This window comes from Pseudomonas sp. PWP3-1b2 (assembly GCF_049896045.1).
Taxonomy (GTDB): Bacteria; Pseudomonadota; Gammaproteobacteria; order Pseudomonadales; family Pseudomonadaceae; genus Aquipseudomonas; species Aquipseudomonas antarctica_B.
Map to the genome: position 1 here is coordinate 1 of NZ_JAFCTN010000061.1, position 25,576 is coordinate 25,576.

The window sequence follows — 25,576 nt, forward strand, 5'->3', positions numbered from 1 at the left end:
CCAGCGAGGCTGCGAAGGCGGCGGCATTGCCGATAGAGATGTCGCCTGACACACCGCTTTCGCAGCCTCGCTAAGGCTCGACAGCTCCCACAGTTAATCTTTGCCGTTTTCGGCAGTATGGCCGTCAACGGATTACTCTTCCTTGCGGTGCGCCCACTGATACAACGCCGGCAACACCAGCAAGGTCAGCAGTGTGGAAGAAATAATCCCGCCGATCACCACTGTCGCCAACGGGCGCTGCACTTCGGCGCCGGTGCCGGTTGCAAGGGCCATGGGGATGAAACCGAGGGATGCCACCAGCGCGGTCATCAACACCGGGCGCAGGCGGGTGAGCGCGCCTTCGTTGATGGCGACCGACAGCGAGCGCCCTTCCTCGCGCAGATTGCGGATGAAGGCAATCATCACCAGGCCGTTCAGCACTGCCACGCCGGACAGCGCAATAAAGCCCACGCCCGCCGAGATCGACAGCGGAATATCCCGCAGCCACAGCGCCATGATCCCGCCGGTCAGCGCGAACGGAATCCCGGTAAACACCAGCAAGCCGTCCTTGAGGTTGTTGAACATCATAAACAGCAACCCGAACACCAGCAGCAACGCCACCGGCACCACGATGCGCAGGCGCTCGGAGGCTTCCTTCAGCTGTTCGAACTGCCCGCCCCAGGTGGTCCAGTAGCCCGCAGGCACTTTCACCTGAGCCGTGATGGCCGCTTCGGCCTCTTCGACAAACGAACCAATATCGCGCCCGCGCACGTTGGCGCTGACGATCACCAGACGCTTGCCATTTTCACGGCTGATCTGGTTCGGGCCAAGAACCAAATCCAGGCTGGCAACCTGGGACAAGGCGATAAAACCCAACTGCCCGGACGCGTTGCCCGCCAGCGCCGGCACCGGAATCAACAGCCGCGACAGCCCGTCGATATCCGTGCGCAACGCGTCGGACAAACGCACGACCATGTCGAAACGCCGGTCGCCTTCGTACAACGTACCGGCCTGACGCCCACCCACCGCGACGGCTATGGTGTCCTGCACATCGCCCACATTCAGGCCAAAGCGCGCCGCCTTGTCGCGGTCGATATTGATGGTCAGCACCGGCAGGCCGGAGGTCTGTTCCACCTTCACTTCCGAAGCGCCATCAAGCGCTTGCAAGGTCTCGGCAATTTCCCCGGCAGTCTTGTTCAACACCGCCATGTCATCGCCGAACACCTTCACCGCCACATCACTGCGCACCCCGGAAATCAGTTCATTGAAACGCAACTGGATCGGTTGCGACAGTTCATACGCACTGCCCGGCACAATCGCACTGGCGCGCTGGATATCGGCGATCAGTGCCTCGCGGGATTTTTTCGGGTCCGGCCATTGGTCCTTCGGCTTGAGCATCACGTAGCTGTCGGAAATGTTCGGCGGCATCGGGTCAGAAGCAATTTCCGCGGTACCCGTACGCGCGAACACTCGCTCGATTTCCGGTACCTGGGCCATTAAGGTTTTTTCCAACTGTTGCTGCATCTGCACCGACTGCGTGAGGCTGGTACCCGGCACGCGCAGGGCCTGCAGGGCAAAATCGCCCTCACTCAGGCTGGGGATAAATTCGCTGCCCATGCGGCTGGCGACCAACCCCGAAGCAACAATGGTCAGCACGGCCAAACCAAACACCAGCGGGCGACGCGTCATCACCCAATCCAAAACCGGCGCATAGGCGCGACGGGCGGTGCGCATCACCAGGTTTTCTTTTTCCTTGACCTTGCCGGTCACAAACAGCGCAATCGCCGCCGGCACAAAGGTCACCGACAGAATCATCGCGCCGAGCAAGGCGATCACCACCGTGAAGGCCATCGGGTGGAACATCTTCCCGGCGACGCCCGTGAGGGCGAAGATCGGCAGGTACACGACCATGATGATCAACTGCCCGAAGATCAGCGCGCGCCGTGCTTCCTTGGCGGCAGCGAACACCTCATGCAGGCGCTCGCTGCGGGTCAACAGCCGCCCGTGACGTTGCTGCGCATGGGCCAGCCGGCGGATGGCGTTCTCGACGATCACCACCGCGCCGTCAACGATAATGCCGAAGTCCAGCGCCCCCAGGCTCATCAGGTTGGCGCTGACCTTGTTGGTAAACATGCCGGTAAAGGTGAACAACATTGCCAACGGAATCACCATCGCGGTGATCAGCGCGGCGCGGATATTGCCGAGAAAAAGAAACAGCACCGCGACCACCAGCAGTGCACCTTCGAAGAGGTTTTTCTTCACGGTGGCGATGGCTTTTTCGACAAGGTTGGTGCGGTCGTACACCGTGACGGCGACCACGCCGTCAGGCAGCGAACGGTTGATCTCTTCAAGCTTTTTTGCCACCGCCAGGGACACGGTGCGGCTGTTTTCGCCGATCAACATGAACACCGTGCCCAGCACCACTTCACGGCCATTTTCGGTGGCGGCGCCCGTGCGCAACTCGCGGCCGATTTCGACTTGCGCGACGTTGCGCACCCGAATCGGCGTACCGTCCGAGCTGGTGATAACAATGTTGGCGATGTCATCAATGGACGCCACTTGCCCCGGCGCACGGATCAACAGTTGCTCGCCGCTGCGCTCGATGTAACCGGCGCCGACGTTGGCGTTGTTGCGCTCCAACGCCGTGACCAAATCACCCAGCGTCAGTTTGTAAGCCGCCAGCCGTTTGGGGTCTGGCGCAATCTGGTATTCCTTGGCGAAACCACCAATGGTGTTGATCTCGGCCACGCCCGGCACGTTGCGCAATTGCGGCTTGATGATCCAGTCCTGGATCACACGCAAATCCGTCGGCGTATAAGGCGTACCGTCTTCCTTTAGCGCGCCGTCCTCGGCCTCCACGGTCCACAAGAAAATCTCCCCAAGCCCGGTGGAGATCGGCCCCATCGCCGTCTCGATGCCCACGGGCAATTGCTCGCGAGCGTTTTGCAGACGCTCGTTGACCAATTGGCGGGCGAAAAACAGGTCGGTGCCGTCCTTGAAAATTACCGTGACCTGGGACAAACCGGAGCGCGACAACGAACGCGTCTGCTGCAAACCCGGCAGCCCGGCCATGGCGGTTTCAATCGCAAAGGTAATGCGCTGCTCGGTCTCAAGCGGCGAAAACCCAGGCGCCGCGGAGTTGATTTGGACCTGCACATTGGTAATGTCGGGCACCGCGTCGATAGGCAGTTTCTGGTAACTGGCGATGCCGACACCGGCCATCAACAGCACCGCCAGCAGCACGATAATGCGCTGCTCGATGGCAAATTGGATAAGGCGCTCAAACATGGGAAGTCACTCGCAGGATCAATGGGCGTGTTCGGCCGAGCCTTTGCCCAGTTCGGACTTGAGGATGAAGCTGCCGACGGTGGCCACCTGTGCGCCGGCGTCGAGCCCTTTGCGCACTTCGACGTAGCCGTTTTCACTCACACCCAGTTCAAGGTGGCGGGTGATAAACCCGTCCGGCGTGCGCACGAATACCGAAGGTTTGTCCTCGACCGTCTGGATCGCGGTTTGCGGGACGGTGACCTTGGCCTGGTAGGTATCGGTGGCCACTTGTACCGTCACAAACAGCCCCGGGCGCCAGGCGTCGTCGGGGTTGGGCACGGTCACGCGCACGGTGGCGGTACGGGTTTGCTCGCCAAGCAAATTGCCGACGTAAGCCACTGTGCCGAGGACTTCGGTGCCCATTTCCGTGGAGCTGACTTTCACCGGTTTGCCGACGCGAACCGTGTTCAGGTCCTTGGGAAATACGCCGAAGGTGACCCACACCTGGGACAGGTCCGAGAGGGTAAAAGCGTTGCTGGTTTCGCTGACCACTTCGCCGACGCCGAGGTGCTTTTCCACCACGATGCCGGCGAACGGCGCGCGCAACTCATAGCGATTGCCACCCGCCGCTACCGCGCTGCCACTGAGGGCCGTCATCTTTTGGCGAGCGTTGTTCAGGGCGATTTCAGCTTCCTGCAAGGTCTGGCGCGCCAGCAGGTAATCCTGTTCGGCGGAGATCTCGTCTTTCCATAATTGGCGCTCGCGCTGGAACGTGGTGCGCGCCAGTTCCACCCGGCGTGCGCTGGCGGCGAGTTCGCTGCGCTGGTCGGAGATTTGCTGGCTGGAGATGATCGCCAGCAGGTCACCCTTTTTCACCGCCTGGCCGAGGTTGACCTTCACCGACTCCACCACGCCTGCCGCACGCGGGACGATGTGCGAGGTGCGGTCTTCGTCGAAGCGCACTTCACCGGGCAGCGTCAGCAGCGTACTGATCGCGCGCGGTTGGGCCTGGGCGAGTTCAATGCCGGCCGCCTGGATTTGCTGTTCGGTGAGCTCGAGTGCGCCCTCTTCCTCGTCAGCCTTTACAACGCCTGACAGCATCAGGCCCAGGGCGATGGCAAGCGCCACGCCATGTTTATGGTTCATAGAAGACTCCTGGAAAAATCAAAAGCGGGCGAGGTCGCCGTAAATCCGTTCGATGCGCACCCAGGCGTCGGTGGCCTGGGCGGTCGAGGCGAGGTATTGGGTGCGTGCCGCGATCAAGGTGCGCTGGGCGTCGAGTACGTCGATGAAGTTGAACTTGCCCAGTTCGAAGCCTCGGGTGGCGCTGTCTACCGCACGCTGGGCGGCGGGCAGGATGTGCTGATTGAAGGCGAGCACTTCGGTATTCGCGGTTTGCCACAGGTCCATGGCCTGGCGAATCTCGGTGCGCAGGCGCAATTCGGTGGCGTTGCGCAGGTCGCGGGACTGGTCAGCGCGGCGGCTGGCGGCGAGCACATTGCCCTGATTGCGGTTGAACAACGGGATTGGCATCGACACACCCACCAGGTTCACCCGCTCACGCACGCCTGCGTCGTATTGGCTGCCGACGGACACGTCGAGATCGGGAATGCGTTGGGCTTTTTCCAGGCCGACGCCTGCTTCACTCTGCAGTATTTTCAGCTCAGCCAGGCGCAGCTCGGGGGTTTGCTCAAGGCGCGCCAGCAACTGCGCCGTCGGCGGCAAGGGAGGCGTCGTTGTGCTTTGCGTGGCCACGGTTTGAAAGTCCAGGGTCGCGCGGCCTGTGCTGGCCGCCAGCTGGCGATAAGCGTCAGTGAGGTCGATCTGCGCGCGGTTCAGTTCCAGGCGGATCTGCGACAGCTGCACCTGCGCGCGGGTCGCTTCCACCGGCGAGGATTTACCGGCGGTGACGCGCCCCTTCGCGACCACCAGCCCGCGCTCGGCCAAGGCCAGGGAGCGTTGCGCCAGTTCAAGCCGTTCCTGGGCACGAAGGGCGCCGTAGTAGCCGTCGATCACGTCTGCACGCAGGCCGTTTCGGCGCTGCTCCAACGTCAGTGCGGCGGCATCCTGGGCACGCTCGGCCACATCAATTCGCGCGCCACGTTTGCCGCCCAGTTCGAGGGTCTGGCTGAGTTTGATGGACGTGGTGCGCGAGTTGCGGCGCGTGTCTTCGGCATCCCAGGATGCCACAGGGTTGGGGATCAACCCTGCCTGCTGACGAGCGCCTCCAGCAATCTCGATTTCCCACTGCGCGGCCGCCAGGTCCGGGTTGTTGGCGAAGGCGGTTTGCAGGGCTGAGTCGAGGGTGAGGGTTTGCGCCTGGGCGACGCTTGCGATCGCCCACACGGCCATCGCCCCCAACAGTGTTCTAACGGAAAGTGCCATAACGAGAGTTCCACGCCCTTGAAGTCGCTGAGGTTTCCCAGCGGGGGCAATGTAGCTTTCAGTACTTATCGGGGCGGTGGAGGGAAGATTACAAATCCGTCAGGCATGCACCTCATCAAGGTCATCGTGCTGAAAAAACCTTGCCTTCAACCTGAGGGATGGCGTGGCTTTGTCCTGCGCTCATGAAATGTCCTCGTGGTGAGTAGTCCGCTGATCATGGAGCTGTAGGCCAAATAACCGGGCACCGCTTGCAAACGTCTATCTGCCCGCCAACGCGGGGATAATTTGATCGCACCAAAATCGCACATGAGCACGCTGGGGCGGTTCTATCAGGTATGCTTTTCGAGCAGGAAACAAAAAGAAACATATTAGCCAACCTGTTCGATAAGGAGTCCCGTTTTGGAGTTATCGACTGCCGCGTGGATGGTTCACGACACCCGCCTCATGTTTTGTGTATTGCTGGCCATCGTCAGCATCATCGTGCTGATCAGCGCCACCAGGTTACCGCCGTTCCTGTCGATTCTGATCGGTACGTTTATCGCCGGCGTGGGCGCAGGCCTGCCACCGGAAGAGGTCGCCAAGGCCTTCAGCAAAGGCGCCGGGGCGATCCTCGGCGAAGCCGGGATTATCATTGCGCTGGGCGCGATGCTTGGCGCACTGATGGCTGAATCCGGCGCGGCTGACCGCATTGCCACCACCCTGCTCGGGTTAGGCAAGGGCAAGTCATTGCCGTGGGTGATGGCGCTGGTGGCAATGGTGATTGGTTTACCGCTGTTCTTCGAAGTCGGCCTGGTGATGATGGTGCCGATCATCTTCGTCATGGCCAAACGTTCGAACCAGCCACTGCTGAAAATCGCCATCCCGGCGCTGGCGGGCATGACCACCCTGCACGCCCTGATGCCGCCGCATCCAGGGCCGCTGATTGCAGTCAGCGCATTGCACGCCGACCTCGGCCTGACCATGTTGCTGGGTTTCTGCCTGGCGGTGCCGGCGGTGATTCTGGCCGGCCCGATCTACGGCAACTGGCTGTCCAAGCGCTTGCACGTGGATGAACCGGCCGACATCGGCGCACTGTTCAGTGCACCGCCCAAGGCGCCGCGCCAGCCGAGCTTCGGCGTGTCGTTGCTGATTATTTTGTTGCCGGTAATTCTGATGCTGGGCAGCACCCTGGCCAAGGTCGCCATGTCGCCGGAAAACCCGTTGGCACTGACGTTGAAGTTCCTTGGTGAACCGCTGATCGCCCTCGGCCTGGCCGTGATCGCCGCCGTGATCTGCCTGGGCTGGGCCGCCGGCATGCCGCGTGCGGAAGTCGGCAACACCCTGCGTAAAGCCCTCGCGCCGATCGCCGTGCTGCTGCTGACCATCGGCGCCGGCGGCGGCCTCAAGCAAACCTTGCTGGACGCCGGCGTGAGCCAGACCATCAGCAAGGTGGCCGAAGGCGCGCACATGCCGTACCTGCTGCTGGCCTGGCTGATCGCCGTGGCCCTGCGCCAGGCCACTGGCTCGGCAACCGTCGCCACGACCACCACGGCGGGCATTCTCGCGCCGATGATGGCGGGGCTGGCGGCGACGCAAAGTTCACTGATCGCGCTGGCGATTGGCGCAGGCTCGGTGTTCTTCTGCCACGTCAACGACGCCGGCTTCTGGATGGTGCGTGAGTACTTTGGCTTGCAACTGAAACAGACGATTTGGGTGTGGTCGGTGTTGCAGACCATCGTCTCCGTGGTCGGGCTGGTCGGCACGCTGTTGCTCTGGCACTTTTTGACTTAAGACTCAGGCGGCCAAGGTGTGGCGCTTGCTGAACAGCGCCACACTCGCCACCCCCACCGCACCCATCACCACGCAATAGCCCACGCAAATCCACGGGCTGGTCGGCATCAATGCAATCAACAGCAACGGCGTGGTACTCGCCCACAGCGCGTAGGCAATGTTGTAGGTGAAGGAAATGCCCGACACCCGCACCTGCGCCGGGAACAGGCCGACCATCACCGATGGCACCGCACCGACCACCCCGCAACTCAAGCCCGCCACGGCATATGCCGCGCCCAGCCAGACGCCGCCGTTGATCAGGCTCGCATACAACACCGCAATGCCCACCGGCAGCAGCAAACTGTAGACCAGCACCGCGCGCCAGGCGCCGATGCGGTCCACCAGCAGGCCAGCGAGGACGCAGCCGATATTCAGGAAGACGATGCCCAAGGCGCTCAAGGCGAATGTGTGGCTGGGGCTCATGCCGAAGGTTTTTTGCATCATGGTCGGGGTGATGACGACGAGCACGACGACGGCGGAGGTGAGCACGCAGGTGAGGATCATCGCTGGCAGCAGCACGGCGCGGTGGTCGCGCAGCACGGTGCGCAGTGGCATTTCTGCGGCGGCTTGGCGGCGGGCCTGCATTTCGAGGAATACCGGGGTTTCGCTGAGCCAGCGCCGCAGCCATACGCCGATCACGCCGAATACGCCGCCGAGCAGGAAGGGCAAGCGCCAGGCGTAGTCGAGGATTTCGGCGGGGCTGAAGACTTGCGCCAGCAAGGTCGCGGTCAGCGCGCCGAGCAGGTAGCCGAATGTGAGGCCGGCTTGCAGGAAGCCCAGGGCGTAACCGCGATGATTTCTCGGCGCGTGCTCGGCGACGAAGGTCCAGGCGCTCGGCACTTCACCGCCGACCGCCGCGCCTTGCAGCACGCGCAGCGCCAGCAGGATCAGCGGGGCGAAGTAACCGATGTGCGCGTAAGTCGGCATGATCCCGATCAGCAGGCAGGGCAAGGCCATCATCAGGATGCTCAGGCTGAACACGCGCTTGCGCCCCAGGTGATCGGCGAAATGTGCCATCAGGATGCCGCCCAACGGGCGCGCCAGGTAGCCGGTGACGAAGATGCCGAAGCTTTGCAGCAGGCGCAGCCACTCGGGCATTTCCGGCGGGAAAAACAACTGGCTGAGCGTCAGCGCGAAAAACACAAAGATGATGAAGTCGTAGATTTCCAGAGCACCACCGAGGGCGGCCAGGCCCAGGGTTTTGTAGTCGGAGCGGGAAAAACGCTGCGCCTGTGGGGAAGAGGTGGCAGTCATGTGAAGGCTCGGCAGACAAACAAAATGGCGTGCAGGTTATGAGGTGAGCCAGATGATGGCAATCAAAGCCGATATATTTGTTTTCCTCATTGATCGATGAAGATAACTGCATTCCCATATCAATGGCCGTAGCGGAACATGCCGAAAAACTGCCAACACCCTAATAAATACAAGAGGTAGAACCTGTGGCCGATGCTATCGAAGAAAGCCGCTATGCCCGATTTGCCCTGCGTTGTTCCAACTTTGCCGAACGTTGGTTTCCTGACTCCTGGGTATTCGCCGCCCTCGCGGTGATCATCGTCGCTGTGGCGACCCTGGGCATGGGCGCCGCGCCCACCGAAGCGGCCAAAGCCTTTGGCGACGGGTTCTGGAGCCTGATTCCGTTCACCATGCAGATGGCTTTTGTGGTGATCGGCGGCTACGTGGTCGCCAGCTCGCCGCCTGCGGTAAAACTGATCGACCGCTTGGCGCGAATCCCGAAAAACGGCCGCTCGGCGGTGGCGTGGGTCGCATTGATTTCCATGGTCGCATCGTTGCTGAACTGGGGCTTGTCCCTGGTGTTCGGCGGTTTGCTGGTGCGTGCGCTGGCCCGTCGCACGGATTTGCGCATGGATTACCGCGCCGCCGGTGCTGCGGCCTATCTGGGGCTTGGCGCGGTGTGGGCGCTGGGGCTGTCGTCGTCGGCTGCGCAGTTGCAGGCCAACCCGGCGAGCTTGCCGCCGTCGATCCTGTCGATCACCGGGATGATCCCGTTCACCCAGACCATCTTCCTGTGGCAATCCGGCGTGCTGTTGCTGGCGCTGATTGTGGTGTCGCTGATCATCGCTTACGCCACCGCGCCTGGCCCGAACAGCGCACGTGATGCCAAGGCTTGCGGCGTCGACCCGGCGTTCAACCTGCCCAAAATACAAGCGCCGACCCGCCCAGGCGAATGGCTGGAACACAGCCCGTTGTTGACCATTTTGCTGGCATTGCTGGCGGCCGGCTGGCTGTTTCATGAGTTCTCGACCAAGCCCGCGATCAGCGCCATCTCGGGGCTCAACACCTACAACTTCCTGTTCATCATGGTCGGCGCCCTGCTGCACTGGCGCCCGCGCAGCTTCCTGGATGCGGTGGCCCGCGCGGTGCCGACCACCACCGGCGTGCTGATCCAGTTCCCGCTGTATGGCTCGATCGCCGCGCTGATGACCGTGGTCAAAGGCGGTGACGGCCAGACCCTGGCGCACCATATCTCGCTATTCTTCACCTCCATCGCCTCCCACGACACCTATGCCTTGTTGATGGGCGTGTATTCGGCGGTACTCGGCTTCTTTATCCCCTCGGGCGGCGGCAAGTGGATCATCGAAGCGCCTTACGTGATGCAAGTCGCCAATGACCTGCAATATCACCTGGGCTGGGCGGTGCAGATCTATAACGCGGCCGAGGCGCTGCCGAACCTGATCAACCCGTTCTACATGCTGCCATTGCTGGGGGTGTTGGGGTTGAAGGCGCGGGACTTGATTGGCTTTTCGTTTGTGCAACTGCTGGTGCACACGCCGCTGGTGCTGTTTCTGCTGTGGGCGCTGGGGACGACGTTGAAGTATTTGCCGCCGGTGATGCCGTAACACGATCGGTGCGGGAGCTGGTTTGCCTGCGATCGCGGAGCCTCATCGACAAAAGAAGTTGATTGATCCACCGCCATCGCGGGCAAGCCCGGCTCCCACTTTGATCTTCGGTGCCAGCTGCACTGTCTTCGTTCCGTCACATTCCATTGCTACCGTCCTGCGGAAATATCTTGAAACAACCACCTCGCAGGAACTCCCAGCCATGAGCGACGAGCACGAAGACCGCCCTTCCGCCGATTCCGTCAGCCCACCACCGGTAGACACCAGCCGCCGTCGGTTTCTGGGGGGCGCGGCGGTGTTGGGGGTCGGCGCGACCTTGAGTGCCTGCGGCAATACCAGCGAAGCGCCGGGCAAACCGGTGGTGCGGCCGCTCACACCACAAGAGCTCGATAAGGCACTGCGCGAGCAGGTGAAAACCGTGGTGGTGATCTACGCCGAGAATCGCAGCTTCAACAACCTGTTTGCGGACTTCCCCGGCGTGGAAAAACCCCTGTCAGCGCTGTCGGCGACCGACACTCAGCAACGCGACCGCGATGGCAGCCTGCTGACCACGTTGCCGCCGGTCTGGGGCGGCGTGCTGCAAGTCGGCCCGCAAAGTGTGGACGGGGTGACTTACCCCAGCGAAGTGCAATTTCAGGAAAACCTGCCCAACGCACCGTTCGCCCTCAAGGGCCCGAACGCCGAAGACCTGCCGTTGAGCCTGGTCACCCGCGATTTGTGGCACGTGTTCTATCAAAACCAGATGCAGATCAATGGCGGCAAGAACGACAACTTTGTGGCCTGGGCCGATTCCGGCGGTTTGGTGATGGGCCATTACGCCCAAAGCCGTTATGCCCTGCGCTTGTGGGATGTGGCCAAGGAGTTTGTGCTGTGCGACAACTTTTTCCAGGGTGCCTTTGGTGGCTCCTTCCTTAATCACCAGTACTTGATCAGCGCCACCGCGCCGTTTTACCCGAATGCCGCGCAGTCCGTCGCCAAGGCCCAGATCGCCACACTGCAAAGTGATGACCCGACCGACCCGCGTCTCAAGCCGCTGGATAAATCCCCGGCGAGCGCGATGACCGGCCCGCCGCAATTCGGCCCGAGCGCCCTGACTCCGGACGGCTACGGCGTAAATACCCTGGCCCCGCCCTATTGGCCGACCTGGATTCGTGACCCGGAAAACCCGGATTACTCCAAACCTGATCTGCCCAACGTGCTGGTGCCACAAACCCACGAACACATTGGCGACAAACTGTCGAAAAAGAATATCGACTGGGCCTGGTACGCCGGGGCATGGCAAGCGACGCTGGACCAATTCAAGGATTCGGGTGGCATTCCCAAGATCCCGAACTTCCAGTACCACCATCAGCCGTTCAACTACTTCAAGAAACAGGGGCCGGAAAACCGCGCCGAACGTGACAAGCGCTTGCGCGATGGCGGTTTGGGCGATGAGTCGAGCACCAACAAATTCTTCGCCGACGCCCAGGCCGGCAAGCTGCCCGCGGTGAGTTTCTACAAGCCCCAAGGCAACCTGAATATGCACGCCGGTTACGCCGACATCGCCTCGGGCGATCGCCATATCGCTCGCGCGTTGAAAGTGCTGCAGGAAAGCCCGCAGTGGAAAAACATGGTGGTGGTGGTGACGGTGGATGAAAACGGCGGCTGGTGGGACCACGTCGCACCGCCTAAAGGTGACCGTTGGGGCCCGGGCACGCGGGTTCCGGCGCTCGTCGTGTCGCCGTTTGCGCGCAAAGGCACGGTGGACCACACGGTTTACGACACCGCGTCGATCCTGCGGTTAATTACCCGGGTGTTCCAGCTGGAGACACTGGACGGCCTCAAGCAGCGCGATGACGCGATGCGCGCTCGAGGCCAGCAGCCGATGGGTGATCTGAGCAACGCTTTGCAGTTCAATCTGTAGGGTTTCTTATCCAATAACGACACGCTCAGCGATTTAGCACGCGGTTTCCCTGGTCAACCGCTACTGTGTGCAAGTGGGCTTTCATCCCGCGCAGACGGGCTTTCGCTGACAAGGAACCAAGTATGTTCAAACCGACCAGGTTATTTTTTACAGTGGCCGCACTGCTGGCCAGTGCGGTCGTACAGGCCGACATCGAAGTGCCACTGGGCAGCACGCAACGCGTCACGCAGTTGTTCGCGTTTCCCAATAATTGCAATGTGATCTGCTTTCGGCCGTGGACGCTGGAGCAAACCGCCGAGCATTACTTGACCCAAAGCCTGCAGCGTGACGGTTACAGCCGCGCCAAAGTCAGCGTGAAAACCCATGACGGGCAGGTGTCGGCAACGTTTACCGGAGTGCCCGACAGCTACGGCCAGCCCTTGACTGCGCTGCTCAATACCGCAGACCTGGCGTATCAAGGTGCCAGCAAGCTCAACAGCGACGGCAAATGGGCCTACAACTGGTACCTGTTCCTGCCGCTGGGCATGGCCCTGGAAAACCGTAAAAGCATCGAGCTGCTGCACTTTCCGCCGGATTATTCGTTGACCCAGGCCCAGGACTATCTGGAATCGGCCACCACCGATCGCTGGGCAACCTTGCTCACCGACAATGGCATCCCGGCCACCGAAACACCGGCTTACCAGACCATCATCGATATCGCGCCGATTGCTGCGCCGTCCAATGCGGGCAAGGATCTGGAAACCGTCTACAGCTACTTCACCGACTACCAGACGCGCATGGTCAAGGAGCTTAGCCTGCAGGCCAACGCTTCATTGCCGATGGTGGCGTTCGGCGCACCGGTGCGCAATTGGATCAAACAGCAGTACGGCCAGACGGTAAACGTACTGAGCCTGGCGCAAATCAGCCCGGCGGCGGGCAGAAGCGTGTCGGTGCTGGGCGCCAATCACCCGAGTTACATCTGGTACGCGGCGGACCCGGCGAACTATGACGGTAACGAGCAGAAGGCCGACGAAGCAGGCTTGAAAGTGATGGGCCAGGATTTGAGTGCGGCCTGCTGGCAAGGCGGAATGGGGCAAAAACCGGCCAGCGACCCGAATGTGCTGCTCAAGGCCTGCATGAACACCTGGCAAGTCACACGCAAGGAACAGACCTGTGAGTTGTTCTATACCTCGGTGCGCCACCTGACGCCGGAACAAGCCAATGCCAAATGCGCCACGCCGGTTATAAAAACTCAATTGAAACAGCTGAAGGATGCCGCGCCAGCGCCCGCAATCACCGCGCCAGCACTTTGAGTCGCACAAAAAAAAGCCGATAGCTACTGTCAATGTTGACAGTAGATATCGGCGGTCTCTTCAGCGAGTCTTGAATCGGGCCCACCCGCTGCAAGACTCGCAGTCACTCCCCATACGCAGGTCGATGCAGCCCAACCAGGGAGAGTTATGAAAACTCAAGCCATGGATACGGCTACCAGCGCTGACAGTGAAAACGACAGTCTGTACCCCTTCGCAACCACGCTCGTCGAGTCAGGCTACCCCTCGATGCGCCAGTTTAAGGTCGTGCGCGACCAAAACGGTGAAACCGTCGGTATCAAATCCCGCGTCGATTTCGAAAACCGCAGCCTCATCGCCAGGGTATTCGGCTATGCCTTGAACGACTGCCGCCCTCATACCTTCCAGATATCCACACGAATTCGGCTTTATGACCCTTGGTTCTGCGGCCAATTGCACCATTCCTGTGAGCCGAACCTGTATTTCGACACCGCTTACCTGCAGCTCTGGTCAGTCATGCCGATCGCGGCCAACACCTGGTTGACCATTGATTTCGCCAAGACTGGCAACGTCCTGCCCCGACAGTTCGCTTGCCAATGCGGCTGTGAGATCTGTCGGGGCTGGATCAAGGGCCCAGAGGAAGAACTGAGCCAGGAAGGCTACTTGTTCTTTCAGCAACTGGGCTGCCTCAGCGGGCCTTAAGCCTCACCCAACGGGCGCAGGCGATACTGCGGCGGCAACTGCTCAAAGCCACTGATGGTTGTGTTCAAGCTCTTCCAGCGGCCATCCTTGATGCCGTAGATGCAGCCATGAATCGACAGGTTCTGCCCACGGTGCCAGGCGTTTTGCACAATGCTGGTGTGGCCGACGTTGGCCACTTGCTGAATCACGTTCAGCTCGCAGAGGCGGTCTACTTGCTCTTCTTCGGTCGGCAACTGGGCCAACACCTCGCGGTTTTCGTAGTACAGGTCGCGGATGGTGCGCAACCAGCCGTCGATCAGGCCGAACTGGCGGTCCTGCATCGAAGCGCGCACGCCGCCACAGCCATAGTGGCCGGTGACCAGGATATGTTTGACCTTGAGCACGTCCACCGCGTACTGGATCACCGACAGGCAATTAAGGTCGGTGTGCAGCACCACGTTGGCTACGTTGCGGTGCACAAACAGATCACCCGGCAGCATACCGACGATCTCGTTGGCCGGTACACGGGCGTCGGAGCAGCCGATCCACAGGTATTCCGGGGTTTGCTGGCGGGCGAGCTTGGCGAAGAATTCGGGATCTTCCTGTTTGATCGCGTCCGCCCAGCGTTCGTTGTTATCAAGCAGGTCTTGTAGTTCGTTCATCAGGGAAAGCCTCAGGAATGATGCGCAGTTTTGTGACTGACAACCTCGCTTGCAGGTCACGCCCAGCGCAAATTAGCTTGAATTTTTGGGGCGCACAGCCTGTCCACACACTATAAGCCCCACAGTATGAGGATTGGCCATGACTGAATCACGACGCCCTTTTGGCGCTACACAGCCCGAACCGATTGATGATAACGAAGACCGCATGGGTTCGATGCGCGAGCTGGATTTTGACGAGCCTGATCAAACGGCTGAGATTGGCGTTGAAATCCCGTCTGGCGAGCGCGAGCACCTGATGCCTGACCAACGGGTACGCGAAGCCGGGCTGACCGGTGCGTCGACGGATGATCACCATCCCACCGACGATGATTTGAGCCCGGAAACGCTGATCCTTGAAGATGGCGCGCGGGATGCTCGGGAGGCAGGTGAAGACGGTCCTGCGGATTATGACTTGAGCATTGTCGATGAAGACGAGATTGGCGGCGGCAATGGGCTGGATGAAGCCGAACTGGCGGATCTTGATCCTGTAGACGGTAACCGCTGAGACTCCCAGTAAAACCGGGCCCCTGTGGGAGCTGGCTTGCCTGCGATAGCGCTGGTGAATTACCCATCGCCATCGCGGGCAAGCCCGGCTCCCACAGGTTTCGGTTTTCACATAAGGGAGTGTGTTAATCCACCAAGGTGCAGGCCATGACGACCGCATCTTCGCGGCCACCGACGGCGGGGTAATAATCGCGACGCCGGCCGATTTCGTTGAAACCATATCGCTCGTACAAGCGAAACGCGCCAGTATTGCTGTCACGCAGCTCCAGGAAACATTCCCGCGCATTGGCGGCATACGCCCGCGACATCAAGTGCTCCAGCAGCGCCAGCCCAAGGCCACGGCCCTGGTTCTCCGGCTTGACGGTGATGTTCAGCAAATGCGCTTCATCAAGGATGATCTGCACCACGCCGTGCCCCACTTGCTGCTCGCCTTCAAACATCAGCCAGATCTGGTACTTGCCCAGCCCGTCGAGAAATATCCCACGGGTCCAGGGATGGCTGAACGCTGCGTATTCGATTTTCAGCACGGCGTCGAGGTCAGCCTCGGTCATCGGGCGGAAAGTTAAAGCTTCACTCATCGGTTGTTTTCCAGCGCGCCATCAGCCGGCGCATGGCTTGCCAGACATCAGCCTTACGCTGTGGCTCTTCCATTAATAATTCCAGGCCCGGCAGGGCCCAGACCGAGCCCAGGCCTTCTACCTGCAGTTCGCGGTACCAGGCTTCGGCATTCGCTTCGCCGGCGAAACGCACGGCGGGCAGGCCGATCAGCCACAGGCATACACAGGGTTCGTCTTCCAGGCGTGCCGACACAAAACCTTGCACAAAATCCCGCGCGGCGTCCGGGCCCTGGTCCATGGTGCCGCGCGTCAGCAACGGCCAGCGAACCGGATCACCGATGATTTGCGGGCTGTCGGGCAGGCCGGCGGCGCGCAGCATGTCTTTGAGCAGCATGTAGGCCGGGTCGCGGGTCTGGAAACGTTCGCCGGTGGGCAGTTCCACCAGCAGCAGGCAACGCCCGGCCCGTAACAGTTGCAGGGCGAAGCGCGGCGGCGGCACCACGACGGCCTTGGCCACCGGAGCAGCCTTTTCAACCTCTGCCGCTTTGACGACAGGCGACGGGCGCGGCACTTCGATCTTCGCCCGCTCTACCACAGGGCGCACTTCGGGCGCGGGCTTGACCACCGCCACCGGCGCAGCCGCCTCCTCCCCCGACACCATGATGGCCTCATAGGGCTCGAGCGCTTCCAGCAGCTCGGGCCGCGACGGGGCGGCAAACGGCAGTTCGGTGCGGGGCAGCCAGTTGACCACCTGCATGGCGGTCAAGTAAGCGCGACGTCGGGACTCGATAAGCACAGCTCGGCCACTTGTGGATAAGTTAAGAGCGGGGATTCTACCGCTGTTCGGTCACAATCGCCCACTGCACACTGACCGGCTGTGGATAAATCCCAGTCCCGATGCAGTACAATCGCGACTTTTAATCGCCAACCAGCCGGCCATTCCGATGATCGAACCCAAGCGCGTCTTGCGCGCCCTCGCCGAACACTGGGCCCTGCTTGAGCCACTGTGCGAACACTTCGACCAAGGCACGTTGAGCCTGAGCGAATTGCGCGCACAACTGGCGGCCCAACAACTGGACAGCACGCCACAGGACATCACCAGCCTGCTGGACGTGTGGATTCGCCTGGATATCCTGGTGCCTGTCGCCAAGAGCCCGAACCGTTTCGAGCTCAACGCGCAGATCCACGACTTCCTCGCCTATCTTCGCAAGGAGCACCGGCTTGGCCTGTGCCTGGAAATCGAAGCCTACCTGCGCCACCTTGAGCGCCTCGCGGGTTATATCCAGGACGCTTTTGACATCCGTGATGGCCACGACCTCGCCCGCCAACTGCGCTTGCTGGATATGCGCGTACGGGACGTGCTGAAAAAACTCGCCAATGATGAACAAGCCCTCGCGGCCGTGGCCGATCGCGCCAAGACCAGCGACCGGCAGATCCCGTTGCGCCAGCGATACGCCGAAGTACTGGCGACCTGGGACGAATACGTCGAACCGATGATCCAGTTGGTAAACGCCGATGGCGCCTTCGAACAAGGCGTGCGCAAGGTCGAAAACGTGCTGCTGCGCATGCTCACCGAGCAACAGCGCCTCGGCCATTTGGTTGACGACGACATGCTGCTGCGCACCCACGCGCGCATCCTTGAAATGCAGACCAGCGCCCAGTTGACCTTGCGCCATGCCCGCGAACTGCTGTTGCCGCTGCGTGAAGAAGCACGCCGGCATAACGCCGTAACCCGTGGCGCGGCGTTGGCCTTGTCGGCTATTCGTCGTAAGGGTTTGGACGCGGTGCCGCAAGCGGCCATGCCGATGTTCACCCGTCCGCAAAGCACCTTCCTCGGCAGCGCGAGCCAGGTGGAAGCCTATGTGTACGCCCTGGCGAATTTCGAGCCGAAACCGGCGCGATTCCCCAAGGCGCACAAATCCCACAAGGGCGAAGCCCAGCGTGCACCGCGCACGGTCAAGGAAATGCTCGAGCGCTGCGAAGACGCGCTGCCGATGCCGGACCTGATGAGCTGGCTGCTGGAGCAGGAGCCGGACGGCGCCACCGACGAATTGCTGTACTGGTTCTCGCGGCTCTCGCGTGAAAAACGCTTCAAGCGCGAACGCCTGGAACGCCGCGATTACCACACACACGAGCATCAGGTCAGCCTGCGCTCATTCGCCCTGCTCCCGGCCAGCAGCGACGCCGCCGAGAATTCCGCGAGTATCCCTCATGCATCTTGATCTATCCGAACTGTCCCAGCTGGCGCCGATCTTTCGCGAGCTGTTCAAGGGCTACCACGTCAGCCGCCGCGACCCGGAGCTGTACGCGCAACTGTCGAACTTCCAGGACCAATACCGCACGCTGTTCAAGGCCCTGGGCTTTGAGCTGGTGTGCGATACCCGTGGCTTCTATTACTTCGTGCCGGATTCCGCGATTGCCAGCGCGCAGGTGAACAAAACCGCGCAGCGCCTGGCATTGTTCACCTTCATCCTCGTTGAGCATTTGGCCGACCAGGGCCGCGACCCAATCGCCGTGCTCGATGGTGGCAGCCTTGGCCGCGATGAGTTGCCATCGTTGCTGGAGAAATACCGCGACCTGTTTATCCAGGCCGAAGTACAGACCCAGGAAGAGCTCGAAGAAAAAATCATGCGCCGCATGACCCAATTGGGCTTTGCCAGCGAAGACAACGGCATTTATCGCTTCCTGCCGCCGATGCACCGCTTCCTCGACGTGTGCCTGTCGGTGCAGCAAGACCGCGACCTCGCGGCCAGCGTGCACAGCGTGTTGCCACTGCCGGCACCGGTGATCATCGACGAAGACAGCGATGAAAAACTGCTGAAAACCGATGACCCGCTGGATCTGAGTGACTTCGAAGAAGAAAGCGAAGAAGACGCCATGGCCCGCGCCATCGCCGAAGAACAGGAGACCGATGCATGAGCAAGGAACGCTACGGCATCCGCCGCTTCGCCCTATTGAACACCGCCGGTTACAGCCTGGGTTTGTTCCCGCTGGAAGAACCGCTGTCGGTGTATGGCGCGAATAACCTGGGTAAATCCGCATCGATCAACGCCTTGCAGTTTCCGATTCTGGCGCGCATGTCGGACATGAGTTTCGGCAAGTACACCCTGGAGCAATCGCGGCGCTTCTACTTCGCCACCGACACCAGCTACATCCTCGTGGAAGTGTCACTGCCCCACGGCCCGCACGTGATCGGCGTGGTCGGTCGCGGCCCGGGCGGCGGTTTTGGTCACCAGTTCTTTGCCTATGCCGGCAAGCTGGACCTGGCGCATTACCAAAAGAACGACACCTGCCTGCGTCAGAAAGAGCTGTTCACCAACCTTGAGCGCGAAGGCCTGAAAGCCTACGAACTCAAGCCGGATGAACTGCGTCGTTTGCTGGTGGGCGGCCATACCTCGATCCCGCTGGACCTGACCCTGATTCCGCTGCGCTCCACCAGCGAGCAGAGCCTGAAGACTTTCCGCGCGCTGTTCATCAACCTGCTGCACATGCGCGAAATCACCGCCGCCAAGCTCAAGCAATTGTTCCTCGATGCCTTCGAACACAGCCTGCGTTCCGGCAGTGTCGATTACATCGCCGCGTGCGAAGAAGCCTTCCGCGATGTGCGACGCATGGAGCAGGACTACAACGCGCTGGTCGCCGCCGGGCCGTTGGTTGAAGCCTTGGCCAACGGTGTTCGCCAGCGTGACAGCCTGCGCGGCAAGCTGCATCGCCTGTCGCCGCTGCTGGATTCGTTGCTGGGCACGTGGTCGGACTACGCCGGTGCGCGCAAGGAAGAGCTGACCATTCAGGCCGAGCATTACCGTAACGAGCAGGACGCGCTGCAGAACGATCAGCGCGGTGGCACCCAGGAGCTGATGCGCCTGGAGCGGGAAATCAGCGGCATCCAGCGTTGGCTGGGCGAGTTGTCGGTGCTCAAGCATCGCTTTGCGTTGGTGGATAACGTCAAAGTGCTGGAGCAGCAACTGCTGGCGGCCAAGGATGCTCACGATGAATTGGCCGGCGCCCTGGCGCAGTCGCGACAGTTCAGCGCCGAGGATTTGGACGAGCGTCTGCGCGACCTGGAAAAACGCCTGAAGTCGGTCAAGCAGCAGCTCGATCACGCGGACAACAACAGCTACGCCAAACTGCGCGAGGAATTCTCGCAACCGGATGTCGAGCGTCTGATGCGCCTGTTCAACAGTTCGTTGTTCAGCCTGCCGCTCGGCGCACATGGCATCACGCTGGATGAGGAAGGCCTGTGGGTTAAATCCCTGGAGCAAATCCTCGACGGCTTCAAGGGCGAGCGTTTTGAAGTGCCGGGGCTGTCTATTGATATCTCGCACATCGAGCCGCCTGCACTGCAAGCCCTGGCCGATCGCGCGGCATTGCGCGATCAAAAAGAGCGTCTGGAAAAAGAACTCAAGCAGCTCAAGACTCAACAGGCTGTAGCCTCGGACCGCGCTGCGAGCAAGACCCAGACCGAAGCGCTGTACCAGCAAGTGCTGGACGCGCAGAAGGCGCTGGAAGATTTCCGCCGCGCGCAAACCCTGAGCGCCGAAGAAGGCGAGAAGCTGGAAAACCTGGCGCAGATGGAAGCGGCGCAGGACGAGTTGAAGCGGTCCAGCGATGCGTTTACCGAACGTGTCCAGCAACTGTCGGCCAAGCTGCAACTGGTCGGCCGTCAAATTGCCGATATGGAAGCCAAGCAACGTACGCTGGATGACGCGCTGCGTCGTCGTCAGCTACTGCCGGCAGACTTGCCGTTCGGCACGCCGTTCATGGACCCGGTCGACGACTCCATGGACAACCTGCTGCCGCTGCTCAATGACTATCAGGACAGCTGGCAGGGCTTGCTGCGTGCCGATGGCCAGATCGAAGCGCTGTACGCTCAGGTGCGCCTCAAGGGCGTGGCCAAGTTCGACAGCGAGGACGACGTGGAGCGTCGCCTGCAACTGCTGATCAACGCGTATGCGCACCGTACCGATGAGGCGCTGACCCTCGGCAAGGCGCGCCGTGCGGCGGTCACCGATATCGCACGGACCCTGCGCAATATCCGCAGCGACTACGACAGCCTTGAGCATCAACTGGCGTTGTTCAACCGCGAGATCAACAAACGTCAGGTGTCCAACCTGCAAAGCTTCCGCATTGTGCTGGCGCCGAACAAGGAAGCCCTCAAGCATATCGACCAGATTATCCACAGTGCCGGTCAGTATGAAGAAGGCGAAACCCTCTCGGTGTTCGACCTCAGCCAGAGCGCCGAGCAAGACAACAAGAACGAAGAGGCCAAGGAATACCTGGCCCGCCTCGTGGCGGCCAACCATAACCAGCTGGGCCTCAAGGATTTGTTCGAACTGGCGTTCGAGATCACCAAGGTCAACGGCCAGCCGATTATTCATACCGACATCGACGGGGCTGCGTCCAACGGCACCACCATGACCATCAAGGCGCTGACCAACATGTATTTGTTGCTGCACTTGATGGACCGCGATCAGGCCGGGCGTGTGCGTTTGCCGTACTACCTCGATGAGGCGGCGGACATCGACGAGAAGAATCAGGCGGCGTTGCTGGAAACCAGTTTGCAATTGGGCTTTGTGCCGATTCTGGCGAGTGTGAAACCGCAGGTGTCGGCGCAGGTGGCGATCGACCTTGAAGGTGGTAGCGGGCCTAATGGGATCTACATTGATGAGGCGGACTGGAAGTACATTCGTCGTCACGATGCGGTGAAGGCGACAGTCAATGTGCAGGCAGATGAACCGGAGCTGGATGAGGTCTGACGTGTTTCGCTGAGATGCAAAAAGGCCCCTGGGTGAGAATCCAGGGGCCTTTTTTGTTGTCTGTGCCGGCCTCTTCGCGAGCAAGCCCGCTCCCACATTAGACCGCGTTTTTACATGATAAACGCGATCAAATGTGGGAGCGGGCTTGCTCGCGAAGGACGCACCTCGGTTTATTTGCCGAGTGGGATCTTAGGCGCCCAAGTGAGCCATTCATCTTCGAACTTGTCGAACAGCGGGAAAGTTTGCTGTGGCCGAGCGACGCTGCCCATTCGTTCACCGTCAGGCGTGGCGAAAGCGATGCCGCCGGCGACTAATGTCTCCAAAGACTCGGTGCGAACCGTCGCGCCTTTGAACAGGCCGAAGTCGAGGCCAAAGCCGCTGGTATTCCAGAAGCGGCTGCCACTGCGCACCAACGGTGCGTACTTGGGCTCGATCAGGATGTGGATCAACACGCGATCGGCAGTCTGGCCCAGCTCGTAGCCGGTGACTTTACCCACGGTGACTTCGCGGTAGGTGACTGGAACGCCTTCCTTCAACGAACCACGGCGGGCAGCGCTGAGCACTAACCTCAGGCCTTGTTCTTGATGGTCGGCCTTCGGCGGCTGGTCCAGCGCAACGAAGCTCTTTTGTGGACCGGCATTTTTTGTCGCTGGCTGCACTTCGATGTACTGCCCAGTGACCAGGGTTTCCAGGTTGGAAGTTTTCATCAAGCCCAACTCGGGCTTGACCACCCAGAACTGGCTGCCAGCGCGCGCGATACGGTCCGCGACTTGGGTGATGCGCGCCTTGAGCATCACCGATTGCATGTCCGCACTGAGGTCGACGCTCTCGATCTTGCCCACGTCCAGACCTTTGAATCGAACCGGAGAACCGGCGCGCAAACCATCGGCACGATCAACCTTGATGGTCACCAGCGTGCCATGTTGATTAGCGGCATCGCGATCGGCAAACAGACGGAAACGCGGAATGCGCTTTTTCAGCGGCACGTTCGGTTCAGGAGTTTCGAAGGCAATACCGCCGGCCATCAAGCTGGCCAGGGATTCACTCTTCACCTGGATGCCGCCGGTGAGTCCGCCGGTCAGGGTGACGCCGCTGGCATTCCAGAACCGCGTCGAGCCATTGACCAGGTTTTCGTACTCCTTCTCGATGTGAACGCCAATCACCAGTTGCTTGTTTTTGCGCGAGAACTGGTAGCTCTGCACCGAGCCGACTTTGACCTGCTTGTAGAGGATCGGGCTGCCGACATCGAGGGAGCCGAGGTTATCGGTGAGCAGCACCATGTGCAGGCCCGGCGAGCGTAGGTCCAACGGCGGAGCCTTGGCACGGGCCACGTATTCACGCTGCGGCGCGGTGCCTTTGTCGCCGGGACGAATAGCGATGTAGTTGCCTTTGACCAACGCCTCAAGACCGGTGATGCCTGCCAGGGAAATCGACGGCTTGACCACCCAGAATTGGGTGTCTTGCACCAGGTAGTCTTCGGCCAATGGGTCGAGCGTCAGTTCGGCGTTTGCGCTCGACAGATCCGGGTTGATCTTCAGCGTCTTCAGGCTCCCCACCTGGATACCTTTGAACATCACCGGGGTGCGCCCGGCCTGCAGGCCTTCGAAGTCGGTGAGTTTGACCTTGACCTTGAGACCTGCCGCGGCGGCATCGAAGTCTTCGTACAAGCGGAACGGCAGGCTCGGGTCAGTCGGCGGGCTGTCTTTGCGATTCTCCGGCGTGGCAAAGGCGATACCGCCGGCGACGATACTGGACAGCGATTCGCTGCGCACCTTTACGCCGGACAGGTTGGCGTCGATGCTGATGCCGCTGGCGTTCCAGAAACGCGTATGTTTGCGCACCAGCTTCGCGTAAGTCGGTTCGATGTAGACCTTGATCTCGACGGTGCTCTGGTCTTCGGAAAGCAGATAGCTTTTGACCTGGCCAACCTGGATCTGTTTGTAAAACACCGGGCTGCCACGGTTTAACGAACCAAGCCGGTCAGCCTTGAGGGTCAGGTGCAGGCCGGGTTTGGCGTCGGATAACGGTGGTTCTTCGGAGAGTGCCTTGAATTTGCGCGTGGGCTCACCGTCACCCGGGCTGGCGGCGATGTAGTTACCCGAAACGAGGGTTTCAAGGCCGGTGATGCCGGCGAGGGTCACGCTGGGTTTTACCAGCCAGAACCGCGTGTTGGTCTTGAGGTATTGCTCCACGTCCTTGTTCATTTCGATGGTGGCGATCACCCCGCGATTATTGCCCTCGTCGTCCAGGGCCAAGGTTTTAACCTTGCCCACAGGCATGCCTTTGTAGACCACTTCAGTCTTGTTGGCCTGTATGCCTTCGCCGCTTTCAAAGCGGACCTGAATCTCGAGACCTTGCTGGGAATAGGCGCGCCATCCCAACCAGCCACCGATGACCAGGGCGATCAGGGGCAACACCCAAATGGCCGACCAGTTGGAAGCCGGGCGGGTTTTAGCTTTAGGCAAATCACTCATGGTCGTCGTCCGACTCCGTGTTATCCCAAATCAGTCGGGGATCGAAAGTTACTGCGGCAAGCATCGTCAAGATCACCACACTGGCGAATGCTGCCGCGCCGAGATTGGCCTCGACGCTGGCAAGTCGCCCAAAGTTTACGACCGCCACCAGGATGGCGATCACGAAGATATCCAGCATGGACCAGCGGCCAATGAATTCGATAAAGCGGTACATCACAATGCGTTGTTGTGCAGACAGCGGTTGGTGACGCTGCACCGAGAACAGCAGCAAGCCAATGCCGACCAGCTTGAACGTTGGCACCAGGATACTGGCGATGAACACCACTGCAGCGATGGGGTACATGCCGTGCTGCGCCAACTGGATCACGCCGGCCATGATCGTACTGGGATCGCCCTGACCCAGGGAATTGACGGTCATGATTGGCAACAAATTGGCAGGGATATACAGAATCGCGGCGGTGACCAGCAGCGCCCAGGTGCGCACGAGACTGTCGGGGCGACGGGCATGAATCAGTGCACCGCAACGGGTGCAGAGTTGTTCGTCGGTATCCGGCTCCTGCTTGTTGAGCTCATGGCACTCGGTACACACCAGAATGCCTGCATCAATCGCCCGCATGATCATTCTCCCCAGACAGCGCCTGCCAGATTTGATGGGGCGACATGACCACCTCCAGCAATACCTGGACCATTAGCAAACTGATAAAACAGAACAGGCCCAGGCCAATCGTGATGGACGCCATGTCCGCGAGCTTAACGATCGCGACGAGCACGCCCATCAGGTAAACCTCCAACATCCCCCAGTCTTTGAGGTGATGGTAAATGCGGTAGAGCAACAACCCATAGCTGCGACCGACCTTCCAGCGAATGCTGAGCAGCACTGCCAATTGAAAGAGCAACTTGAGCAGGGGAATGCCCATGCTGCACAGGAATACGACGATCGCGACGCCTTGCATGCCGGTGTCGAACAGACCGACCACGCCACTCCATACGGTGTCCTCCGAGGACTGCCCGAGTAGATTGAGCTGCATGATGGGTAAAAAGTTCGCGGGGATGTACATCAACAATGCGGCAATAACCAAGGCGAGACTGCGCTCCACGACATTATGGCGGTGAGCATAGAGTTCATAACCGCAGCGTGGGCATTGGGCTTTTTCACCTCGGGCAAGCGCGGGTTTGCGCATCAGCAAATCGCACTCATGGCATGCCACCAGGTCATCCAGGGGTAAATCCGACACCTCAAGGGTATCAACCGGATCGGGCATAGATAGGGCTCTGACTCTAAAAAAGGTTAGGTGCCTATTCTAGTGTTCTGGTTCAGAAATAACTGTGCAATTTTGTCAGGGCGCGTTGAGGATATTTTCCGACCGCCCAAAACAAAACCCCTGTTTGCGTTAGCAAACAGGGGTTCTGGAATTTAATCTTGACGATGACCTA

General features: G+C 60.5%; 19 protein-coding genes. 9 read left to right on the forward strand and 10 right to left on the reverse strand.

Annotated elements, in window-relative coordinates; translation table 11 throughout:
- Positions 1-132: 132 nt before the first annotated feature.
- From ACP7A2_RS25500 to ACP7A2_RS25510, 3 genes are read right to left on the reverse strand one after another with little or no spacing between them, the layout of a single operon-like run.
- The gene (locus ACP7A2_RS25500; protein ID WP_426136556.1) at positions 133-3,267 is read right to left on the reverse strand and encodes a CusA/CzcA family heavy metal efflux RND transporter; all 3,135 of its coding nucleotides are present in this window, start codon (positions 3,265-3,267) and stop codon (positions 133-135) included.
- A gap of 18 nt (positions 3,268-3,285) precedes the next feature.
- On the reverse strand, positions 3,286-4,392 hold the full coding sequence (locus tag ACP7A2_RS25505; RefSeq protein WP_426136557.1) for an efflux RND transporter periplasmic adaptor subunit: 1,107 nt from the start codon (positions 4,390-4,392) through the stop codon (positions 3,286-3,288).
- Positions 4,393-4,410: 18 nt separating this feature from the next.
- On the reverse strand, positions 4,411-5,631 hold the full coding sequence (locus ACP7A2_RS25510) for a TolC family protein (RefSeq protein ID WP_426136558.1): 1,221 nt from the start codon (positions 5,629-5,631) through the stop codon (positions 4,411-4,413).
- 399 nt (positions 5,632-6,030) lie between these two features.
- On the opposite strand from ACP7A2_RS25510, the gene ACP7A2_RS25515 reads away from it, so the two are divergent.
- Positions 6,031-7,401, forward strand: coding sequence for a gluconate:H+ symporter (locus tag ACP7A2_RS25515; RefSeq protein ID WP_426136559.1), 1,371 nt, complete (start codon positions 6,031-6,033; stop codon positions 7,399-7,401).
- Positions 7,402-7,404: 3 nt separating this feature from the next.
- On the opposite strand, the gene ACP7A2_RS25520 is transcribed toward ACP7A2_RS25515, so the two are convergent.
- A complete protein-coding gene (locus ACP7A2_RS25520) occupies positions 7,405-8,694 on the reverse strand; it encodes an MFS transporter (RefSeq protein WP_426136560.1) in 1,290 nt (429 codons plus the stop codon).
- Between the two features lie 185 nt (positions 8,695-8,879).
- On the opposite strand from ACP7A2_RS25520, the gene ACP7A2_RS25525 reads away from it, so the two are divergent.
- From ACP7A2_RS25525 to ACP7A2_RS25540, 4 genes are all read left to right on the forward strand, one after another.
- The gene (locus ACP7A2_RS25525; protein WP_426136561.1) at positions 8,880-10,298 is read left to right on the forward strand and encodes a short-chain fatty acid transporter; all 1,419 of its coding nucleotides are present in this window, start codon (positions 8,880-8,882) and stop codon (positions 10,296-10,298) included.
- A gap of 202 nt (positions 10,299-10,500) precedes the next feature.
- A complete protein-coding gene (gene acpA, locus ACP7A2_RS25530) occupies positions 10,501-12,201 on the forward strand; it encodes an acid phosphatase (protein ID WP_426136563.1) in 1,701 nt (566 codons plus the stop codon).
- Positions 12,202-12,323: 122 nt separating this feature from the next.
- The gene (locus ACP7A2_RS25535; RefSeq protein ID WP_426136564.1) at positions 12,324-13,493 is read left to right on the forward strand and encodes a hypothetical protein; all 1,170 of its coding nucleotides are present in this window, start codon (positions 12,324-12,326) and stop codon (positions 13,491-13,493) included.
- A gap of 147 nt (positions 13,494-13,640) precedes the next feature.
- Positions 13,641-14,171, forward strand: coding sequence for an SET domain-containing protein-lysine N-methyltransferase (locus tag ACP7A2_RS25540; protein ID WP_426136565.1), 531 nt, complete (start codon positions 13,641-13,643; stop codon positions 14,169-14,171).
- Here the strand turns inward: ACP7A2_RS25540 and can are convergent.
- Positions 14,168-14,812, reverse strand: coding sequence for a carbonate dehydratase (gene can / locus ACP7A2_RS25545; RefSeq protein ID WP_348060071.1), 645 nt, complete (start codon positions 14,810-14,812; stop codon positions 14,168-14,170). The genes ACP7A2_RS25540 and can overlap by 4 nt on opposite strands.
- 139 nt (positions 14,813-14,951) lie before the next feature.
- Here can and ACP7A2_RS25550 point away from each other — a divergent pair, with 139 nt between their 5' ends.
- A complete protein-coding gene (locus tag ACP7A2_RS25550) occupies positions 14,952-15,356 on the forward strand; it encodes a serine kinase/phosphatase (RefSeq protein ID WP_426136566.1) in 405 nt (134 codons plus the stop codon).
- A gap of 124 nt (positions 15,357-15,480) precedes the next feature.
- Here the strand turns inward: ACP7A2_RS25550 and rimI are convergent, their stop codons facing one another.
- On the reverse strand, positions 15,481-15,933 hold the full coding sequence (rimI, locus tag ACP7A2_RS25555; RefSeq protein WP_375065981.1) for a ribosomal protein S18-alanine N-acetyltransferase: 453 nt from the start codon (positions 15,931-15,933) through the stop codon (positions 15,481-15,483).
- Entirely contained in the window at positions 15,926-16,669 is a 744-nt protein-coding gene (locus tag ACP7A2_RS25560; protein WP_426136572.1) for an energy transducer TonB, read from the reverse strand. The genes rimI and ACP7A2_RS25560 overlap by 8 nt, the downstream gene beginning before the upstream one ends.
- 187 nt (positions 16,670-16,856) lie before the next feature.
- Between ACP7A2_RS25560 and mksB the strand changes: the two genes are divergently transcribed.
- From mksB to mksF, 3 genes are read left to right on the forward strand one after another with little or no spacing between them, the layout of a single operon-like run.
- Complete coding sequence (gene mksB / locus ACP7A2_RS25565) at positions 16,857-18,134, forward strand: Mks condensin complex protein MksB (protein WP_348060065.1); 1,278 nt, start codon at positions 16,857-16,859, stop codon at positions 18,132-18,134.
- Positions 18,124-18,831 carry an Mks condensin complex protein MksE gene (gene mksE, locus ACP7A2_RS25570; RefSeq protein ID WP_122674750.1) on the forward strand — a complete coding sequence of 236 codons (708 nt, stop codon included), beginning with the start codon at positions 18,124-18,126 and terminating at the stop codon, positions 18,829-18,831. Before mksB ends, mksE begins: the two co-directional genes overlap by 11 nt.
- Positions 18,828-21,668: an Mks condensin complex protein MksF gene (mksF, locus tag ACP7A2_RS25575; protein WP_426136567.1), complete on the forward strand. Its 2,841-nt coding sequence runs from the start codon at positions 18,828-18,830 to the stop codon at positions 21,666-21,668. Before mksE ends, mksF begins: the two co-directional genes overlap by 4 nt.
- Positions 21,669-21,838: 170 nt before the next feature.
- Here mksF and ACP7A2_RS25580 read toward each other — a convergent pair whose 3' ends face one another.
- From ACP7A2_RS25580 to ACP7A2_RS25590, 3 genes are read right to left on the reverse strand one after another with little or no spacing between them, the layout of a single operon-like run.
- Positions 21,839-24,142 (reverse strand): MlaD family protein, encoded by a 2,304-nt coding sequence (locus tag ACP7A2_RS25580; protein WP_426136568.1) that lies wholly within the window; start codon positions 24,140-24,142, stop codon positions 21,839-21,841.
- On the reverse strand, positions 24,135-24,758 hold the full coding sequence (locus tag ACP7A2_RS25585; protein WP_426136570.1) for a paraquat-inducible protein A: 624 nt from the start codon (positions 24,756-24,758) through the stop codon (positions 24,135-24,137). Before ACP7A2_RS25585 ends, ACP7A2_RS25580 begins: the two co-directional genes overlap by 8 nt.
- Positions 24,745-25,404: a paraquat-inducible protein A gene (locus tag ACP7A2_RS25590; RefSeq protein ID WP_426136571.1), complete on the reverse strand. Its 660-nt coding sequence runs from the start codon at positions 25,402-25,404 to the stop codon at positions 24,745-24,747. The genes ACP7A2_RS25585 and ACP7A2_RS25590 overlap by 14 nt, the downstream gene beginning before the upstream one ends.
- Between the last annotated feature and the right edge of the window lie 172 nt (positions 25,405-25,576).

What these genes read in the sequence shown, in the direction of transcription:
- ACP7A2_RS25505 (WP_426136557.1), bottom strand. Translation starts at nt 4,392, where the DNA reads ATGAACCATAAACATGGCGTGGCGCTTGCCATCGCCCTGGGCCTGATG.
- ACP7A2_RS25580 (WP_426136568.1), bottom strand. Translation starts at nt 24,142, where the DNA reads ATGAGTGATTTGCCTAAAGCTAAAACCCGCCCGGCTTCCAACTGGTCG.
- ACP7A2_RS25585 (WP_426136570.1), bottom strand. Translation starts at nt 24,758, where the DNA reads ATGCGGGCGATTGATGCAGGCATTCTGGTGTGTACCGAGTGCCATGAG.
- mksF (WP_426136567.1), top strand. Translation starts at nt 18,828, where the DNA reads ATGAGCAAGGAACGCTACGGCATCCGCCGCTTCGCCCTATTGAACACC.
- ACP7A2_RS25550 (WP_426136566.1), top strand. Translation starts at nt 14,952, where the DNA reads ATGACTGAATCACGACGCCCTTTTGGCGCTACACAGCCCGAACCGATT.
- acpA (WP_426136563.1), top strand. Translation starts at nt 10,501, where the DNA reads ATGAGCGACGAGCACGAAGACCGCCCTTCCGCCGATTCCGTCAGCCCA.
- ACP7A2_RS25510 (WP_426136558.1), bottom strand. Translation starts at nt 5,631, where the DNA reads ATGGCACTTTCCGTTAGAACACTGTTGGGGGCGATGGCCGTGTGGGCG.
- ACP7A2_RS25540 (WP_426136565.1), top strand. Translation starts at nt 13,641, where the DNA reads ATGAAAACTCAAGCCATGGATACGGCTACCAGCGCTGACAGTGAAAAC.
- ACP7A2_RS25520 (WP_426136560.1), bottom strand. Translation starts at nt 8,694, where the DNA reads ATGACTGCCACCTCTTCCCCACAGGCGCAGCGTTTTTCCCGCTCCGAC.
- ACP7A2_RS25560 (WP_426136572.1), bottom strand. Translation starts at nt 16,669, where the DNA reads ATGCAGGTGGTCAACTGGCTGCCCCGCACCGAACTGCCGTTTGCCGCC.
- can (WP_348060071.1), bottom strand. Translation starts at nt 14,812, where the DNA reads ATGAACGAACTACAAGACCTGCTTGATAACAACGAACGCTGGGCGGAC.
- rimI (WP_375065981.1), bottom strand. Translation starts at nt 15,933, where the DNA reads ATGAGTGAAGCTTTAACTTTCCGCCCGATGACCGAGGCTGACCTCGAC.
- ACP7A2_RS25500 (WP_426136556.1), bottom strand. Translation starts at nt 3,267, where the DNA reads ATGTTTGAGCGCCTTATCCAATTTGCCATCGAGCAGCGCATTATCGTG.
- mksE (WP_122674750.1), top strand. Translation starts at nt 18,124, where the DNA reads ATGCATCTTGATCTATCCGAACTGTCCCAGCTGGCGCCGATCTTTCGC.
- mksB (WP_348060065.1), top strand. Translation starts at nt 16,857, where the DNA reads ATGATCGAACCCAAGCGCGTCTTGCGCGCCCTCGCCGAACACTGGGCC.
- ACP7A2_RS25590 (WP_426136571.1), bottom strand. Translation starts at nt 25,404, where the DNA reads ATGCCCGATCCGGTTGATACCCTTGAGGTGTCGGATTTACCCCTGGAT.
- ACP7A2_RS25535 (WP_426136564.1), top strand. Translation starts at nt 12,324, where the DNA reads ATGTTCAAACCGACCAGGTTATTTTTTACAGTGGCCGCACTGCTGGCC.